This is a genomic window from Bradyrhizobium sp. 613_E4_N2_2, assembly GCF_052075995.1.
GTDB classification, from domain to species: Bacteria; Pseudomonadota; Alphaproteobacteria; order Rhizobiales; family Xanthobacteraceae; genus Bradyrhizobium; species Bradyrhizobium barranii.
In genome coordinates this window covers 7,820,236-7,834,815 of sequence record NZ_CP197234.1, presented here as the reverse complement: position 1 = coordinate 7,834,815, position 14,580 = coordinate 7,820,236, and the positions used below count along the sequence as shown (strand labels likewise).

Here is a 14,580-nt window from a genome sequence, read left to right as displayed (position 1 = left end):
CGCCAAGTTCGCGGCCCCCGCACCCCTGGAGGCTTGCTGCGAACTGCACCATGGGCCGCGCTGCGGCCCATTAACTTTTGCAAAAACAAGGACTTAGACTATGGCGACGACCGTCAAGGAATTGAAGGCGACCGCACGTCCGAAGAGCGGCAAGGGGGCCGCCCGGGCTGAGCGTCGCGCCGGGAAAGTGCCCGGAGTGATCTATGGCAACAAGCAACCCCCGCTCCCGATCTCGGTTGACGATCGTGAACTGCGCCAGCGCATCCTCGCCGGCCGGTTCCTCACCACGCTGGTCGACATCGACCTCGAGGGCAAGAAGCACCGCGTGATCCCGCGTGACTATCACCTTGATCCGGTCAAGGATTTCCCGATCCATGTCGACTTCATGCGTCTCGGCGAAGGTGCCACCATCCGCATCAGCGTTCCCTTGCATGTGGTGAAAGCGGAAGGTTCGCCCGGCGTGAAGCGCGGCGGCGCCGTCAACATCGTCGCGCATTCGATCGAGCTCGAATGCGGCGTCGAGAGCATCCCGCAATTCATCGAGGCTGATGTCGGCTCACTCGAAATCGGTCACTCGCTGCATCTGTCGGACATCAAGCTGCCGGCCGGCGTGAAGGCGCTGACCCGCGAGGACGCGACCCTCGTCACCATCGTGCCGCCGTCCGGCTACGCCGAAGAGCAGAAGGCCGCGGCTGCGGCTGCAGCTCCGGGCGCTGCTGCGGCTGCTCCGGCGGCTGGCGCTGCGGCTCCGGCTGCGGGTGCTGCTGCTCCGGCTGCGGCTGCCAAGGCTCCCGCCGGCGGCGACAAGAAGAAGTAATCTCTCAAAGAGCTGGGCGCGCGGTCCTTGATCGCGCGCCGAGCGAGGGGCGCGCCGCGTCATGCGACTCTTTGTTGGGCTCGGCAATCCCGGCGCGAAATACGCACGTAACCGGCACAATATCGGCTTCATGGCCGTCGACGAGATCGCGCGGCGGCATGGCTTTGCACCATGGCGCCGCAGGTTTCAGGGCGAGACCTCGGAAGGTGCGCTCGGTACTGAGCGCATCATCCTGCTCAAGCCGACAACCTACATGAATGACTCCGGCCGCAGCGTTCAGGAGGCGGCAAGCTTCTTCAAGATCGCGCCCGGCGACGTCACCGTGTTCCATGACGAGCTCGAACTGCCGCCGGGCAAGGTGCGGGTGAAGATCGGCGGCGGCATCGCCGGCCATAACGGCCTGCGCTCGATCTCCGCGCACATCGGCAACGAGTATCGCCGGGTCCGGCTCGGCATCGGTCATCCCGGCGTCAAGGAACTGGTGCACGGCCACGTGCTGTCGGACTTCGCCAAGGCCGACAACGACTGGGTGGCGACGCTGTGCGAGGCGGTGGCCGAGCACGCGGCACTGGTTGCCAAAGGCACGGACGCGACCTTCGCCAACAGGGTGCATCTCGCCATGCAGGCGAAGGGCTTTTTGACCAAGGACGAGAACGGCAAGGAATAGGGCACCGTTTTCTCCGTCAGGCCCGGCCATGACGAATACGGATAGAGGACGACCATGGGATTTAAATGCGGGATCGTCGGGTTGCCGAATGTCGGCAAGTCGACCTTGTTCAATGCGCTGACCGAGACGGCCGCGGCGCAGGCCGCGAACTATCCGTTCTGCACCATCGAGCCGAATGTCGGCGAAGTCGCCGTGCCCGATCCGCGGCTCGACAAGCTCTCGGCCATCGCCAAATCGGCGCAGATCATCCCGACCCGGCTGACCTTCGTCGACATCGCCGGCCTCGTGCGCGGCGCCTCCAAGGGTGAAGGCCTCGGCAACCAGTTCCTCGCCAACATCCGCGAGGTCGACGCCATCGCGCATGTCGTGCGCTGCTTCGAGGATTCCGACATCACGCATGTCGAGGGCAAGATCGCCCCGCTCGCCGACATCGAGACCATCGAGACCGAGCTGATGCTCGCCGACCTCGACAGCCTCGAGAAGCGCGTCGACAACCTCACGAAGAAAGCCAAGGGCAACGACAAGGACGCCAAGGAGCAGCTCGACCTCGTCAACCGCACGCTGGTGCTGCTGCGCGAGGGCAAGCCCGCCCGCCTCGTCGAGCGCAAGGCGGAGGAGGAGCGCGCCTTCGGGATGCTCGGCCTGCTGTCGTCGAAGCCGGTGCTCTACGTCTGCAACGTCGAGGAAGGCTCGGCCGCCACGGGTAATTCGTTCTCCAAGGCGGTGGAGGAGCAGGCGGCCAAGGAAGGCGCCGTTGCCGTCGTCATCTCCGCCAAGATCGAATCCGAGATCGCCACCATTTTACGCGAGGAACGCGCCGACTTCCTGGAGACGCTGGGTCTCGAAGAGGCCGGCCTCGATCGCCTGATCCGCGCCGGCTACACCCTGCTCGACCTCATCACCTATTTCACGGTGGGCCCGAAGGAAGCGCGCGCCTGGACCATCTATCGCGGCACCAAGGCCCCGGGCGCGGCCGGCGTGATCCACACCGACTTCGAGAAGGGTTTTATCCGCGCCGAGACGATGGCGTATGAGGACTATGTCGCGCTGAACGGCGAAGCCGGCGCCCGCGATGCCGGCAAGCTGCGTCTCGAAGGCAAGGAATACGTCGTCGCCGACGGCGACGTGATGCATTTCAGGTTCAATACGTAAGACGCGAAAGAGCGGTGCTGTAGGGTGGGCAAAGCGACTTGTCCGCCGTAGCTCGAAGAGCGAAGGCGGAAGCGTGCCCACCACGTCTCTCTCAAATCGCGAAAGGATGGTGGGCACGGCGCTTTGCGCCTTTGCCCACCCTACGGCACCTGCAGCCGCCTCACCGCGCCCCGCCGCCCTGGTCGCGGATCGCGCCGAGATGCTCGTTGATGCGGAAGACGATCAGGATCAGCTCCGCGGCGATGCGCGAGAACACGATGCCGACAACGATGCTCGCGATCGATGACAGCAGCACCAGGAAGCCGCCGAACGGGCTGATCGCCATCGTCGCGAGACCGGAGAAGATTCCGGAAAGGCCGAACAGGCAGATCAGTGCGATCACCAGCCAGTAGAAGGTCTTGATGATCGTAGGGGTTATGAATCGGTCCCATTGAAACAGGTCGCTGAATGAAAACATTGCTCTCCCCAGGGCAAATCGGGCCTCGGCCTGCCGGTTGATCCGACTCAAGACCAACGCCGACACCCCATATGTAGCACGAGCCATGCGGGCCGGCGGGTTGAGATTGCCGCAAAGTGCGGCCACAATCTGTCATTCCCTCAAAGCATTCCCGAGATGACCCTGACCTTCGAAGATTTCCCGCCCGGCCGGTTCGGAACATTCGGCCCGCGCCATGTCACCCGCGACGAGATCTTGGCTTTCGCCGCCGAGTTCGATCCGCAGCCGATGCACCTCGATGAGGAGGCCGCGGCCAACAGCATGCTGCGCGGCCTGTCCGGCTCGGGCTGGCACCTCTGCTCGCTGATGATGCGGATGATGGCCGATGGCTTCATCACACGCGCCGCTTCGCTCGGCTCGCCCGGCGTCGACGAGGTGCGCTGGCTGTCACCCTTGCGGCCCGGCGACGATCTCATGCTCGACGTCGACGTGCTGGAGGCGCGCGCCTCGAAGAGCCGGCCGGAGCTCGGCATCGTCAAGTTCAAATGCACGGTGCGCAACGCCAAGGACGAGGCGCTGTGCGAGATGACCTCGCCGATCCTGATCAAGCGGCGCGAGAGAGCAGTCTGATGCCCTTCTTCGAGGAGATCGAGATCGGCCACCGCCGCGAGATCGGCGCCTATACGTTCACCGCGGAGTCCATCAAGATTTTCGCCGCAAAGTTCGATCCACAGCGCTTCCATCTCGACGAGGAGGAAGGCAAGAACTCGCTGTTCGGCGGCCTTGCGGCCTCGGGCTGGCATGTCGGCTCGGCCTGCATGAGCCTGCTTGTCGCGGATGGCCAGCGTCTGGCGCGTGAGGCCGCTTCGCGCGGCGAGGAGGTCGCGGTGTGGGGGCCGTCGCCGGGCTTTCGCGACCTGCGCTGGATCAGGCCGGTGCTCGCCGGCGACACCGTCGCCTACGTCAACGAAGTCATCGACAAGCGCAGCTCCGCCTCGCGCCCCGGCTGGGGCATTCTGACGGCCCGCACCACCGGCACCAACCAGCGCGGCGAGGAGGTCTATTCCATCACCGCCAGCGCCTTCGTGCCGATGCGGAAGGGCGGTTAGACCTGTTCCAGGATGAACGGTCCAAATGTATGCGCGAGTGTTGCCCGCGCGCTATGGACGCGATTCCGGGCGGCTGCCATAAGCCTGCTCAACATGATGACCCGCGAAGCAGTTGGCGGAACCATCGAGTTGCTAACCAATTATGAACCTGTCGCTGTCTAATTGAAACGAATTGGGCAGAGAACAGGGGACGAGGACCATGGCAGACCGCGGCGCACTCAAGCTGGTGGGATTTATCTTTGCGACCGCGACGCTGGCAGTGATGCTGGTCGCCGGCATGGTGGTGAAGGGCTATGCCGATGGCGGCTACACCCTGGAAGCCTCGACGGTCGACGCGAGCCGTTAAGGGCTCGTTAACTCTTCGGGGCCGGACGTCCGGCCTCCGCCGTCAGCGGCTATAGACGAACGCCAGCACCGCGATCGCCACCGCCAGCAATCCGACGAAGCGCAGCATGATCGTGCCGAACTGGTTCGGCGCGGGCCGCAGCGGGATAGGGTCCGTGTTGTCGGGCCGAATGCTTTCCATCTGAAATGTCCCCAGGCCCGGCCGCAAGGCTGCGGGCGCTTGGCATTGGTCGGCGCTGGGGCGCGGAGGGTTCAAAGCGAACCGGGTCGGCTGCATTGACTGCGTGAACGCATGTCCACTGCCTCAATCTTTCGCAGCCACACCCTCCGCTGTCATGCCCCGGCTTGACCGGGGCATCCAGTACGCCGCGGCGTCCCGGCTCTTGCCTCATTGTCTCTGGAATACTGGATCGCCCGATCCCGTCTCCGCCAAGGGCTTCGCCGGGCCAAGAACTCACTCGGCCGCCGAAGCCTTAGCGAAGGCGGCAAGTCGGGCGATGACACCTATCGTGGGGAGCTTGTGCGCACCCAACTCCCCGCGAATCAAAACCGCCGCGTCCTTTGCGGAACGCGGCGGCCGGTGATGCTTGACGTGAGTGATCAGCTGTTGCGCAGGCCGTCGGCGGCGCGCTTCCACTGCGCGACGTTGTCGGCGATCATGCGGGTCGACTTCATCGCGGCCTGGCTGAGCTGGGCGTAGCCGGAGATCTCGCGCTGGACGCGCTGGCCCTCGGCATGGAGCAGGTCGCGCAGGCTCTCGAGCTCGGAGATCAGGTTCTCGATCTCGGCGAGCGAGGTGCCGGCGACGCGCTGGATCAGCGAGTTGACGTTGGTGACGGTGGCTTCCGCGCTCGGATCGAGCGGCGGCGTGTCGGTGGTTCCCGATGCCGGCCGGCGCAGATAGGCGATGTCGTTGCGGACGAAGTCGCGGATGCCGGCTTCGACTTCCGTCACTGCGGCGAGGTTGGTGTCGACCGTCTCGGTCTCGGTGGGTTCGGTCTTTTCCGGACGCATGGCGTTCATCGTTATTCCCCTGTTCGCGTTGAGCGCAGCGCGAGTGTCCCCCGCACGACGAGTTCGGTCATCCGACTAGGGCGTCGGATTTTGACCGCAACTTGGCCGAGATACGGCAAGGGCGGACGATTCGGGGGCTTTGCCGTGGCGTATGGTTACGAGAGTCTGAACTGCTGGGAAAACGAACCTATCCCGGGATGATGGCAGAGGGGGGCGCAGGACTGCTACCAGCTCTTCTTGAAGCCCGCCGTCAGGCTCTTGTTGATCGCGCCCTGCGAGGTCTCGCCGACCGAGCCGGAGACGGTGACGTTGTCGAACAGCTTTTGCTCGGCGCCGACCTTGCGCAGCCATTTGTCGTCGGTGGTCGACAGCGACTGGCCGGCGGTGATGCTGGTGCCGGTGTCGGTGAGGGTGACCTTGGCGCTCTGCTCGGTCTCGTAATTGCGCGTGATGTGGCCGCCGATGCCGGGCACCGCGGTGGTGCCCTGCTGGTTGACGCTGTAGCCGTTCTGGAGCGTCAGCGACGTGTCGCTCGACAGCGGCACCGACTTGATCAGCGACGCCCCGATCTTGCTCTGCTCGGCGCCGGGATCGACGCGGGCTTCCACCGCGGTCTTGTCCCAGATCGAGCCGGCGCCCGGCGCGGTCGCGGCCGCCCAGGCGCTGCCGGAGGATTGCGGCAGGCTGCCGCCATTGGTGGCTTTCTGCGCCAGCAGCTCGGACATCGTCCGCGGCTCGCTCGTCACCGTCATGTCGGCGCCGATGCGGGCGTCCCAGAACGAGGAGACCGACTGCTTCACCGTCACCGCGGAGGAGCCGTTGGCGTTCGCGTTCGACGACCAGTTCAGGCCGTCCTTGGCCGCGGCCTGGGCGCGCTTCTTGGCGGCCATGACGTCGTTGCCGGTACCGGCGTCGACCGCGAGTTGACTCCAGTCGAGCTTGTCGACGTCGATGCCCTTTAAAATGTCGGGGTCGTTGACGTCGGGAGCTGCGGCGGTCTCCGTGGCTTCGGTCTCGGCCTCGTCGTCAGGCGCAGCCGCCGAGAAGGGCGGGATGATCTGCGCCGAGACCGTCAGAACCGAGCCCAAAATGAATGCGGCCGCCAGCACCGGCAGCCTGGTCCAGCCAAAACCTGTCGAGAATTCCATCGTCCTGCCCGCGAGCCCAGCGCATGCCTGCCGCCACTATAATGCGGCCTTCGGTGATGACCATGCGCCATTCCGTCCGCTCAACACATGGTGATCTATCGTTGCGAAATTGTGGCGGCTCGCCTCGGCCAGAGCATGATCCGGACCCGAAGGGCCGCGCCAGCGCAAAGTGTGCAGCGGTTTTCCCTCGCGACAAACGCGGAACGCGTTTGCGCGGAGATCATGCTCAAACCACTGGAATGGCGAACCAACGGGCCGCGCGAAAGGCGCGCCCGATGACGAGCTTCGCCACGACGGCATCCGGCGGGGCTGGAGGCCAGGACGCGGGTCGGGCGAGCATCAATCATCGGTCCCGGCAAGCGGGGCCCGTTGGCGTCCCCCTCAGCCGACGCGGGTCATCTTCGGCAGATGAATGGCGCGGCCGAGTGCCTGTTCAACCAGATCGAAGGTGTCGACCAGCACGCGCATGCTGATCAGCTTGCCCGCCCTGAACTGGGCGAACTGCGCCACCCGCAAGCTGATCGGCTTGTCGGAATCCAGCGCGGTCAGCGAATAGCGCAGCATCGAGGCGGCGGAATCCACGCCGAGCATGATGCTCTCGCGGTCGAAGCGGCGGACGTGGAAATTGTCGGCGAGCTGGCGGATGACGTCGAGCACGGCGTCCCGGCCCTGGCGCGCGCCGAGGAACGGAAACATGTCGATCGGGCCGTAGATCGCCCACTCGACGTCCTCGTCGATCAGGGCCTCGATGTCCCTGAAATCCCGGTCGTTCACCGCGCGATGCAACGCGCGCGAGAAACGCCAGAGGCTGTGCTCTGTCATTTGGGGGCGTCCTGAAGCTGGCTTGCAGAAAAAACGGAAAGCAACCCCATGCACAGAAAAGGTGCGGGGGCCGCTCAATTCATTCGTATACAAATAAAATAGGCGATTTCGGCCAAAACGCAATTCACGTTTTCGCAATGCACAATTGATGCGGGTTTGTGAGATTTACAACAGAACCCCGTAATCTCCCGGTCTCTGCTCCACCTCTGCCCGTCAGAACGGGGCGAGCGCGAAGGATCATCCCCCGTCCGCCCGCGCGCCCACGATCAGCGGCCCGATCTCCCGCTCCAGCACCTGCTGCACCAGATCGTAGGAATCGATGATCTCGCGGATCTGCGCCACCAGTCCGCCCCGGAAGCTGTAGAACACCGCCATGTCGAACTGCACGACGCGATCGTTGCTGCGCTTCTTGAAGTAGGTGTGCATGTAGGTCGCGACCTCGTCGCCCTCGGCGAGGATGTGCGGCGCCCTGTAGCGGATTTCGGAATAGCGCGACCAGACGGTCTGCCACAGATCGCGCAGCTGCTGCTTGCCGTGGCGCGGCACCATGTGCGGCAGTACGTCGATCGGCGCGTGGGTAAGAAAGTCGACGTCGTCGGTGCAGCACGACAGCGCGGCCTCGATATCGCCGCGCGCAAAGCTGTCCAGCAGATGCAGCACGCGTTGCCTGTTCAGCGATCCAACCGTCATGCCGCTCCCGCCCTCGTGGGGTGTCGATTGCAAACGCCAATGCGCGCTCTGCGGGTCCAGCAATCCGCAAAAACAATGGTGTCCGGATCATATGACGCGCCGATGCAAAGCCCGGTTCATGAAATGCAATTAAAGCTTGTGTTGATGGCCGCCTGCAAGAATTCGAGCGGGCTTTCGCGTCCCGCATGACGCCGCGTGCATGCCGGTGGGCGCGTCCGCCACGCACGGCACACGGGAACCCGCGCCCGTCGGTGCTCGTTGAGACACCGAAACCGATCCGGAGACATCGATCATGAAATCCCCGCTTCTCACCGTCGCCGCAGCACTTCTGATGCTGGGCGCGACCTCCGCCGCCAACGCCAAGGGCTGCATCAAGGGCGCCGTCGTCGGCGGCGTCGCCGGCCACTATGCCGGCCATCACGGCGTCCTGGGCGCCGCCGCCGGCTGCCTCTACGGCAGGCATCACGCCAAGGAGCAGGAAAAGCAGCAGCAACAGCAGGGTCAGGTAAACGGGCAGGGGAAGTTGTAGGCGCGAACGGCACCACATGCTCCCTCGTCATTCCGGGGCGCGCGAAGCGCGAGCCCGGAATCCATAACCACGACAAGCGCGGACGATACTCCGCCGCCTACCTCTTCTTCCACCCACCCCGCCGTCCCGGCTGTCCACCCGTCGACTTCGGCGCAGGTCCGAACTCCGGCCCGGACTGCCTCGAGTCCGTCGGCTGGATGATCCGGCTCGTGCTGCCGAACGGCTTTGCCGGCAGGCTCGGGTTCTCGCGATAGGGCAACGACTCCGGCCCGTGCATCTCGTCGAGATGCGGCTTGTGCACCTTCGAGCCGCTGCCGCCGCCGCTGGCTTTCAGTGCGGAGCTCACGGTCTTTTTCTTCATCGCGCTGACGGGGAGGTTGGCGGCGTCGCCGTACTTCTTGGTGCCGGCATAGGCGCCGGCCTTGCCCTGCACGGTGCGCTGCTTGACGGTGGGGTCGTCGACCACTGCGAGCTCGGTGGCGCGCAGGCGTTTGACTTCGTCGCGGAGGCGGGCGGCTTCCTCGAAGTTCAAATCGGCGGCGGCCTCGCGCATGCGGGTTTCGAGATCGGCGAGCACGGCTTCAAAATTGTGGCCGATCGAGATGACGTCGTCGGTCATGTCGTGGCCGCCGACCTCGACCAACACGTGGTCGCGCTCGTAGACGGAGTTGAGGATGTCGCCGATCTGCTTCTTCACGCTCTCCGGCGTGATGCCATTGGCGGTGTTGTACTCGACCTGCTTTTCGCGGCGCCGGTTGGTCTCGGCGATGGCGCGCTCCATCGAGCCCGTCATCTGGTCGGCATAGAGGATCACCTTGCCGTCGACGTTGCGCGCGGCGCGGCCGATGGTCTGAATCAAGGACGTTTCACTGCGCAAAAAGCCTTCCTTGTCGGCGTCCAGAATCGCGACCAGTGCGCATTCGGGAATGTCGAGACCCTCGCGGAGCAGGTTGATGCCGACCAGCGCGTCGAAGGCGCCCAAGCGAAGATCCCTGATGATCTCGATACGCTCGATGGTGTCGATATCGGAGTGCATGTAGCGAACGCGAATACCCTGCTCATGCAGATATTCGGTGAGATCCTCCGCCATGCGCTTTGTCAGCACCGTGATCAGCGAGCGATAGCCTGCCTGGGCGGTGGCGCGGACCTCGCCGACGAGATCGTCGACCTGGGTGCGGGCGGGGCGGATATTAACGGGAGGATCAATAAGTCCGGTCGGGCGAATGACCTGTTCGACGAACACGCCGCCGCTTTCGTTCAGCTCCCAGCCGCTCGGCGTCGCCGACACCGCGACCGTCTGCGGCCGCATCATGTCCCACTCCTCGAAGCGGAGCGGGCGGTTGTCCATGCAGGAGGGCAGGCGGAAGCCGTATTCGGCGAGCGTCGCCTTGCGGCGGAAGTCGCCGCGGAACATGCCGCCGATCTGCGGCACGGTGACGTGGCTTTCGTCGGCGAACACCAGCGCGTTGTCGGGGACGTATTCGAACAGCGTCGGCGGCGGCTCGCCGGGCAGGCGCCCGGTGAGATAGCGCGAATAGTTCTCGATGCCGGCGCAGCTTCCGGTCGCCTCCATCATCTCGAGATCGAAGGTGGTGCGCTGCTCCAGCCGCTGCGCTTCCAGCAGACGGCCCTGGTCGTGTAGCTGGTCGAGCCGCTGCTTCAGCTCCGATTTGATCGACTTGATCGCCTGCACCAGCGTCGGGCGCGGCGTCACATAGTGCGAGTTCGCATACATCTTGATGAATTCGAGCTCGTCCTGCTTGTGGCCGGTGAGCGGATCGAATTCCTCGATGGTCTCGATGGTGTCGCCGAACAGATTCACGCGCCAGGCGCGGTCTTCATAGTGCGCGGGGAAGATGTCGATGACGTCGCCGCGCACACGGAACGTGCCGCGGGTGAAATCGGCCTGGGTGCGCTTGTACTGGAGCGCGACGAGGTCGGCGATCAGCTGGCGCTGGTCGATGCGCTCGCCCTTCTTCAGCGCGAACGTCATCGCGGTGTAGGTCTCGACCGAGCCGATACCGTAGATGCAGGACACCGAGGCGACGATGATGACGTCGTCGCGCTCGAGCAGGGCGCGCGTCGCCGAGTGGCGCATGCGGTCGATCTGCTCGTTGATCGACGAGTCCTTTTCTATGTAGGTGTCCGTGCGCGGGACATAAGCCTCGGGCTGATAGTAGTCGTAATAGCTGACGAAATACTCGACCGCGTTATCAGGGAAGAAGCTCTTGAACTCGCCATAGAGCTGGGCGGCGAGCGTCTTGTTCGGCGCCAGGATAATGGCGGGACGCTGCGTCTTCTCGATCACTTGCGCCATGGTGTAGGTCTTGCCCGAGCCGGTGACGCCGAGCAGCACCTGCGAACGGTCGTTGCGCTCGATGCCCTCGACCAGCTCCTTGATCGCGGTCGGCTGATCGCCCCGCGGCTCATAGTGGGACTTAAGCTCGAAGCGCACGCCGCCTTCGGACTTTTCCGGGCGCGGCGGCCGGTGCGGCGTCCACACCTTGGTGGAGCCGTCGTCCCTGCGGAACTCCGGACGGCCCTCGCGGATCAGCGATTCCAGCGCATCCGCGGTCGCCTTGACCCCGAGCGCCTCCATTTTGTTGCGCGGCGGACGCGCCAGCGCTTCCGCATCGTCCTCCTCTGTCGGCATCCCGAGCTGCCGCGCCAGTTCCGGATCGAGCGTCGGGATCGTGGCCGCGGTGCCGTAATTGGCCTGCGGCGCCTCGTCGAAGCCGCCGCTCTCCGACGCACGCGCCCCCGGCGGCTGCGGATTGGGCCGCAGCGGCATCGGCTTAGTCAGATTCTTGGCATTATCCTGCGGAAAATCTCTCGGTGTCGAGGCGCGCGCCCGGTGCGCGGCGGCCTCGCCCCCGGCGCGGCGGTCGCGCGAATTGTCCGGCGGCGGCTGCAGCCCGGTGCCCGATCCCAGCCCGGCATCGCCGCGATTGATCGCGGGATTCAGAAGTTCGGCCAGCGCCGGCCCGATCGGCTGCACGTCGGGCCGATGTGCCTTCGAGTTCGGGGCTTTGGATTTGGGGGATTTCGGGGGAGCAGGTTTCTTCGCCATGCCCCGAATATGGGACGAGTCAGCGCTTCAGAAAAGGGCGAATGCCCTTCCGTGCTCAGGCTGCTGACAGCAGGTTGGCAGCAGGAGCCATGATCGCCCCGACGCGACAAATTTGTCGTTGCGTCGGACGGCGATGGCGCTACTTTAGGTAGTGTTTATTGCGCGATGATCTGACCATTTTCATGCATCTCGGCGGCGCTTTCGGCCGCAGGCGCGGCCAGTCGCCTCAACAGCGGGTAGATTCCATGACAATCAATTTCATCCCGAACGACCCCAATGCCGTGACCGACATGCCGCAACGGCAGCAGGACGCGCGGCCCGACCGTCCGGCCGGGCGTGCAAATTTCAACTATGAGGCTCACGCGGCCGAGGCCCCGTTCGGTGTCAATCAGCGGGACTTTCTGTTCTGGCAGAGCCGGGAAGCGGCGCTCGCCGCTGTGGAGGCCTGGGAGACCTATGCCGGCAACCTCGCCAGATGGTCGCAAGGGCCTCGCATCGACATCAGCCTGACCTACAATGACGGTGAAACGGTCGGCCCCCGGCGGTTGAATGCCTATTACGACACGCAAGGTGTTCGGTTCTTCGACTTCAACGACGGCACCACAACCACCTTCTCCGCGGCCAGCACCGACACGGTCAGCCATGAGGTCGGCCACGCCCTGCTCGATTCCCAGCGGCCGGAGCTGTTCAACAGCCCGCTACCTGAGGTCGGAGCGTTTCACGAAGCGTTCGGCGACGTGGTTGCCCTGCTGACCGCGCTGTCGGACCAGGCGACGCGGATCAAGCTGCTTCAGATCACGCCCGACCTGTCCCAGCCGAATTTCGTCGAGGCGAGTTCCGAATATCTGTCGGCCGCCATTCTCAAGCAGTTCGGCAACGTCAACCCCTCGAAGCCGCGGCGGGCGCTGAATACGTTCAAATGGCAGCTGCCCAGCACCTTGCCGGCCGGCAAGTTCGAAGATCCGCCCGAATTGCTCACGCGCGAGAGCCACAATTTCAGCCGCGTCTTCACCGGCGCATTCTATGACACGCTCCGCGGCGTGTTCGCGGCGAGCGGCGCCGGCAGCGAGGCGGCGCTGCTGACCGCCGCGCAGACCTGCGGCAGGCTGTTGGTCGAAGCGGTGCGGCAGACGCCGGAGACGGCGCGATATTTTCAGTCCGTGGGCCGGGCCATGGTCAAGGCCGACGGCCAGATCAACAACGGCGCCAATCGCGAGATCATCGGCAAGGCGTTCTCCGATCACGACATCATGCTCGGCAGCGCCGCCATGACCGCGCCGACGGCGGCGTTGGCGGGGCCGCCACCCAAGATCCTGAAGGCGAGCGCCACGATCGCGCCGAGCACGCTCTCGGATCTGCGCGAGCGGATCGGCGCGAAGGGCGCCAGATTCGCGATCCGCCCGCTCGCCATGCTCGGGGAGGGCGTGGCGGAAGCGGTGCATCGGCGCGAAGTCCCGCTCGGCGATATCGACACCAGACTTCGCGGCGTGGTCGCCTTCGCGGCGGAGCCGGTTCTGATCGGCCGCTCCGGCGCCCGTGCGGCGGTGCTCGGCGCGTTGCCAGAGCACAATCGCACGGAGGACGAGGTCGGCGCCTTCGTCGAGACGCTGCTCAGGAACGGTCGCATCGAGCTCGACGGCAAGCCGAAGGCGGCCGCAAAGACGGCGAAGAAGAAAGGGCTGGTGGCCGCCGCCGCGGCCGACGATGCGTCGTCGAACAATATTCGCACCCACGTCATCCGCACGGTCGGCGGCAAAAAGGTGCTGACCCGCATCCGCTTCCTGTGCGGCTGCTGCATTTGAGGCGGCGGTCTGCGGTCAAAAGGCCGTCAAGCGGCGGCGGCGCAGAATGCGCCGCCCCTCAGAATCCGTTTCCACCCGATAGGTCGGCAGCACGGGCGATGCGGGATCGGGCGGACCGTCGGCGATCTGCTTGTTGGCCGCGAGCGACTGCACATTCAGAATGGCCTCGGCCACGTCGTCAGGACGGGGCGTCGAGTGCACCGTGGTGATGCGACCGGCCGAATCGAGGCTCGCCGCGACCTCCACCGGCAACTCAACATGCACGTCGTTGAAGCTGCCGAGGTCGGGCGAATGCAGCTGCACCAGATTGCGTGCAGTGCCGCGGAGCTTGTTCGGGCTGAGGTCCTCGATGGATTGAAGCTTCAGGCCACGGTCGGCCAAAGCGGGTCTGAACACCGCTTCGCTGTTCTTGAAACCGGCGGCGCCAATGTCCTGCGAGATCAGCAAGGGGGCCTGCGACCAGGATGTGAAATCGGTGCCATATCGCAGGGTCTTCATCCCAAGTTTGCGGCAGGCCGCTATATGCTCGGCATTTTCCGTGATGAACAGCGCCTGATTCAAGCCGCCATCGACACCGGCGCGCTTAAAGGCTGTCTCGAACACCAAGGCATCGGGCTTTCTCGCGCCGGCATGGGTCGACAGCGTCACGCGTTCCTCGACCGGTTCGAAGAAGCGCCGCAGGCCGGTCCTGTCGAGCAACTCAAGGTATTCGGCAAAGGTCGCAGCGATCGCCCGTGATGTCCGCGGTTCAGGCATCGTGTAGTCCGAGACCAGGCACACGACCAGCGGCGCGTGGTCCGCCGTCTCGAAGGTCTCGATCACGCCGAGCGCGTCCTCGACGCCGGGAAACGGTTTTTCACTGGCGGAGTCGATCAGTGTATCGCCGAGATCGAGCAGCAGAGCCTTGATCATCCGTCATGCCTCGCCTGCGCGCGCGGTTGCTGCGCCAGCATAGCAGTTGCAGGGGCCGGATGGAATT

Annotated in this window: 16 protein-coding genes; 8 read left to right on the top strand and 8 right to left on the bottom strand. The window is 64.9% G+C overall.

What is annotated here, in order from left to right; genetic code table 11:
* Nucleotides 1–100 precede the first annotated feature (100 nt).
* From AB7290_RS37095 to ychF, 3 genes are all read left to right on the top strand, one after another.
* Nucleotides 101–817 carry a 50S ribosomal protein L25/general stress protein Ctc gene (locus tag AB7290_RS37095; RefSeq protein WP_071909565.1) on the top strand — a complete coding sequence of 239 codons (717 nt, stop codon included), beginning with the start codon at nt 101–103 and terminating at the stop codon, nt 815–817.
* A gap of 61 nt (nt 818–878) precedes the next feature.
* A complete protein-coding gene (gene pth / locus AB7290_RS37090) occupies nt 879–1,484 on the top strand; it encodes an aminoacyl-tRNA hydrolase (RefSeq protein ID WP_085399290.1) in 606 nt (201 codons plus the stop codon).
* Nucleotides 1,485–1,538: 54 nt separating this feature from the next.
* Entirely contained in the window at nt 1,539–2,636 is a 1,098-nt protein-coding gene (ychF, locus tag AB7290_RS37085) for a redox-regulated ATPase YchF (protein WP_085399291.1), read from the top strand.
* Between the two features lie 160 nt (nt 2,637–2,796).
* Here the strand turns inward: ychF and AB7290_RS37080 are convergent, their stop codons facing one another.
* Complete coding sequence (locus AB7290_RS37080) at nt 2,797–3,093, bottom strand: DUF4282 domain-containing protein (RefSeq protein ID WP_063985551.1); 297 nt, start codon at nt 3,091–3,093, stop codon at nt 2,797–2,799.
* A 156-nt stretch (nt 3,094–3,249) separates the two neighbouring features.
* Here AB7290_RS37080 and AB7290_RS37075 point away from each other — a divergent pair, with 156 nt between their 5' ends.
* From AB7290_RS37075 to AB7290_RS37065, 3 genes are all read left to right on the top strand, one after another.
* Nucleotides 3,250–3,702, top strand: a complete 453-nt coding sequence (locus tag AB7290_RS37075) for a MaoC family dehydratase (RefSeq protein ID WP_085399292.1) — start codon at nt 3,250–3,252, stop codon at nt 3,700–3,702.
* Nucleotides 3,702–4,181 carry a MaoC family dehydratase gene (locus tag AB7290_RS37070; protein WP_085399293.1) on the top strand — a complete coding sequence of 160 codons (480 nt, stop codon included), beginning with the start codon at nt 3,702–3,704 and terminating at the stop codon, nt 4,179–4,181. Before AB7290_RS37075 ends, AB7290_RS37070 begins: the two co-directional genes overlap by 1 nt.
* A gap of 199 nt (nt 4,182–4,380) precedes the next feature.
* Nucleotides 4,381–4,527, top strand: coding sequence for a hypothetical protein (locus tag AB7290_RS37065; RefSeq protein WP_166103493.1), 147 nt, complete (start codon nt 4,381–4,383; stop codon nt 4,525–4,527).
* A 42-nt stretch (nt 4,528–4,569) separates the two neighbouring features.
* On the opposite strand, the gene AB7290_RS37060 is transcribed toward AB7290_RS37065, so the two are convergent.
* The 5 genes from AB7290_RS37060 to AB7290_RS37040 all read right to left on the bottom strand — a co-directional run bounded on the left by AB7290_RS37060 (nt 4,570) and on the right by AB7290_RS37040 (nt 8,200).
* Complete coding sequence (locus AB7290_RS37060; RefSeq protein WP_014492018.1) at nt 4,570–4,707, bottom strand: hypothetical protein; 138 nt, start codon at nt 4,705–4,707, stop codon at nt 4,570–4,572.
* A gap of 419 nt (nt 4,708–5,126) precedes the next feature.
* Nucleotides 5,127–5,549, bottom strand: coding sequence for a hypothetical protein (locus tag AB7290_RS37055; RefSeq protein ID WP_071909569.1), 423 nt, complete (start codon nt 5,547–5,549; stop codon nt 5,127–5,129).
* 215 nt (nt 5,550–5,764) lie between these two features.
* On the bottom strand, nt 5,765–6,688 hold the full coding sequence (locus AB7290_RS37050; RefSeq protein WP_085399294.1) for a hypothetical protein: 924 nt from the start codon (nt 6,686–6,688) through the stop codon (nt 5,765–5,767).
* Between the two features lie 381 nt (nt 6,689–7,069).
* Nucleotides 7,070–7,510, bottom strand: coding sequence for a nuclear transport factor 2 family protein (locus AB7290_RS37045; RefSeq protein ID WP_063985546.1), 441 nt, complete (start codon nt 7,508–7,510; stop codon nt 7,070–7,072).
* 237 nt (nt 7,511–7,747) lie between these two features.
* Entirely contained in the window at nt 7,748–8,200 is a 453-nt protein-coding gene (locus tag AB7290_RS37040) for a nuclear transport factor 2 family protein (protein ID WP_085399295.1), read from the bottom strand.
* Between the two features lie 292 nt (nt 8,201–8,492).
* Between AB7290_RS37040 and AB7290_RS37035 the strand changes: the two genes are divergently transcribed.
* Nucleotides 8,493–8,729, top strand: a complete 237-nt coding sequence (locus AB7290_RS37035; RefSeq protein WP_028151579.1) for a hypothetical protein — start codon at nt 8,493–8,495, stop codon at nt 8,727–8,729.
* 97 nt (nt 8,730–8,826) lie between these two features.
* On the opposite strand, the gene uvrB is transcribed toward AB7290_RS37035, so the two are convergent.
* Nucleotides 8,827–11,799 carry an excinuclease ABC subunit UvrB gene (gene uvrB / locus AB7290_RS37030; RefSeq protein ID WP_135216023.1) on the bottom strand — a complete coding sequence of 991 codons (2,973 nt, stop codon included), beginning with the start codon at nt 11,797–11,799 and terminating at the stop codon, nt 8,827–8,829.
* Between the two features lie 245 nt (nt 11,800–12,044).
* Here uvrB and AB7290_RS37025 point away from each other — a divergent pair, with 245 nt between their 5' ends.
* A complete protein-coding gene (locus tag AB7290_RS37025; protein ID WP_135216024.1) occupies nt 12,045–13,601 on the top strand; it encodes a hypothetical protein in 1,557 nt (518 codons plus the stop codon).
* 15 nt (nt 13,602–13,616) lie between these two features.
* Here the strand turns inward: AB7290_RS37025 and AB7290_RS37020 are convergent, their stop codons facing one another.
* Complete coding sequence (locus AB7290_RS37020; RefSeq protein WP_085399298.1) at nt 13,617–14,513, bottom strand: HAD family hydrolase; 897 nt, start codon at nt 14,511–14,513, stop codon at nt 13,617–13,619.
* Nucleotides 14,514–14,580 lie beyond the last annotated feature (67 nt).

Bases quoted from the DNA above. Each gene is read 5' to 3' on its own strand.
- AB7290_RS37095 (WP_071909565.1), top strand. From the start codon at position 101: ATGGCGACGACCGTCAAGGAATTGAAGGCGACCGCACGTCCGAAGAGC.
- pth (WP_085399290.1), top strand. From the start codon at position 879: ATGCGACTCTTTGTTGGGCTCGGCAATCCCGGCGCGAAATACGCACGT.
- ychF (WP_085399291.1), top strand. From the start codon at position 1,539: ATGGGATTTAAATGCGGGATCGTCGGGTTGCCGAATGTCGGCAAGTCG.
- AB7290_RS37080 (WP_063985551.1), bottom strand. From the start codon at position 3,093: ATGTTTTCATTCAGCGACCTGTTTCAATGGGACCGATTCATAACCCCT.
- AB7290_RS37075 (WP_085399292.1), top strand. From the start codon at position 3,250: ATGACCCTGACCTTCGAAGATTTCCCGCCCGGCCGGTTCGGAACATTC.
- AB7290_RS37070 (WP_085399293.1), top strand. From the start codon at position 3,702: ATGCCCTTCTTCGAGGAGATCGAGATCGGCCACCGCCGCGAGATCGGC.
- AB7290_RS37065 (WP_166103493.1), top strand. From the start codon at position 4,381: ATGGCAGACCGCGGCGCACTCAAGCTGGTGGGATTTATCTTTGCGACC.
- AB7290_RS37060 (WP_014492018.1), bottom strand. From the start codon at position 4,707: ATGGAAAGCATTCGGCCCGACAACACGGACCCTATCCCGCTGCGGCCC.
- AB7290_RS37055 (WP_071909569.1), bottom strand. From the start codon at position 5,549: ATGAACGCCATGCGTCCGGAAAAGACCGAACCCACCGAGACCGAGACG.
- AB7290_RS37050 (WP_085399294.1), bottom strand. From the start codon at position 6,688: ATGGAATTCTCGACAGGTTTTGGCTGGACCAGGCTGCCGGTGCTGGCG.
- AB7290_RS37045 (WP_063985546.1), bottom strand. From the start codon at position 7,510: ATGACAGAGCACAGCCTCTGGCGTTTCTCGCGCGCGTTGCATCGCGCG.
- AB7290_RS37040 (WP_085399295.1), bottom strand. From the start codon at position 8,200: ATGACGGTTGGATCGCTGAACAGGCAACGCGTGCTGCATCTGCTGGAC.
- AB7290_RS37035 (WP_028151579.1), top strand. From the start codon at position 8,493: ATGAAATCCCCGCTTCTCACCGTCGCCGCAGCACTTCTGATGCTGGGC.
- uvrB (WP_135216023.1), bottom strand. From the start codon at position 11,799: ATGGCGAAGAAACCTGCTCCCCCGAAATCCCCCAAATCCAAAGCCCCG.
- AB7290_RS37025 (WP_135216024.1), top strand. From the start codon at position 12,045: ATGACAATCAATTTCATCCCGAACGACCCCAATGCCGTGACCGACATG.
- AB7290_RS37020 (WP_085399298.1), bottom strand. From the start codon at position 14,513: ATGATCAAGGCTCTGCTGCTCGATCTCGGCGATACACTGATCGACTCC.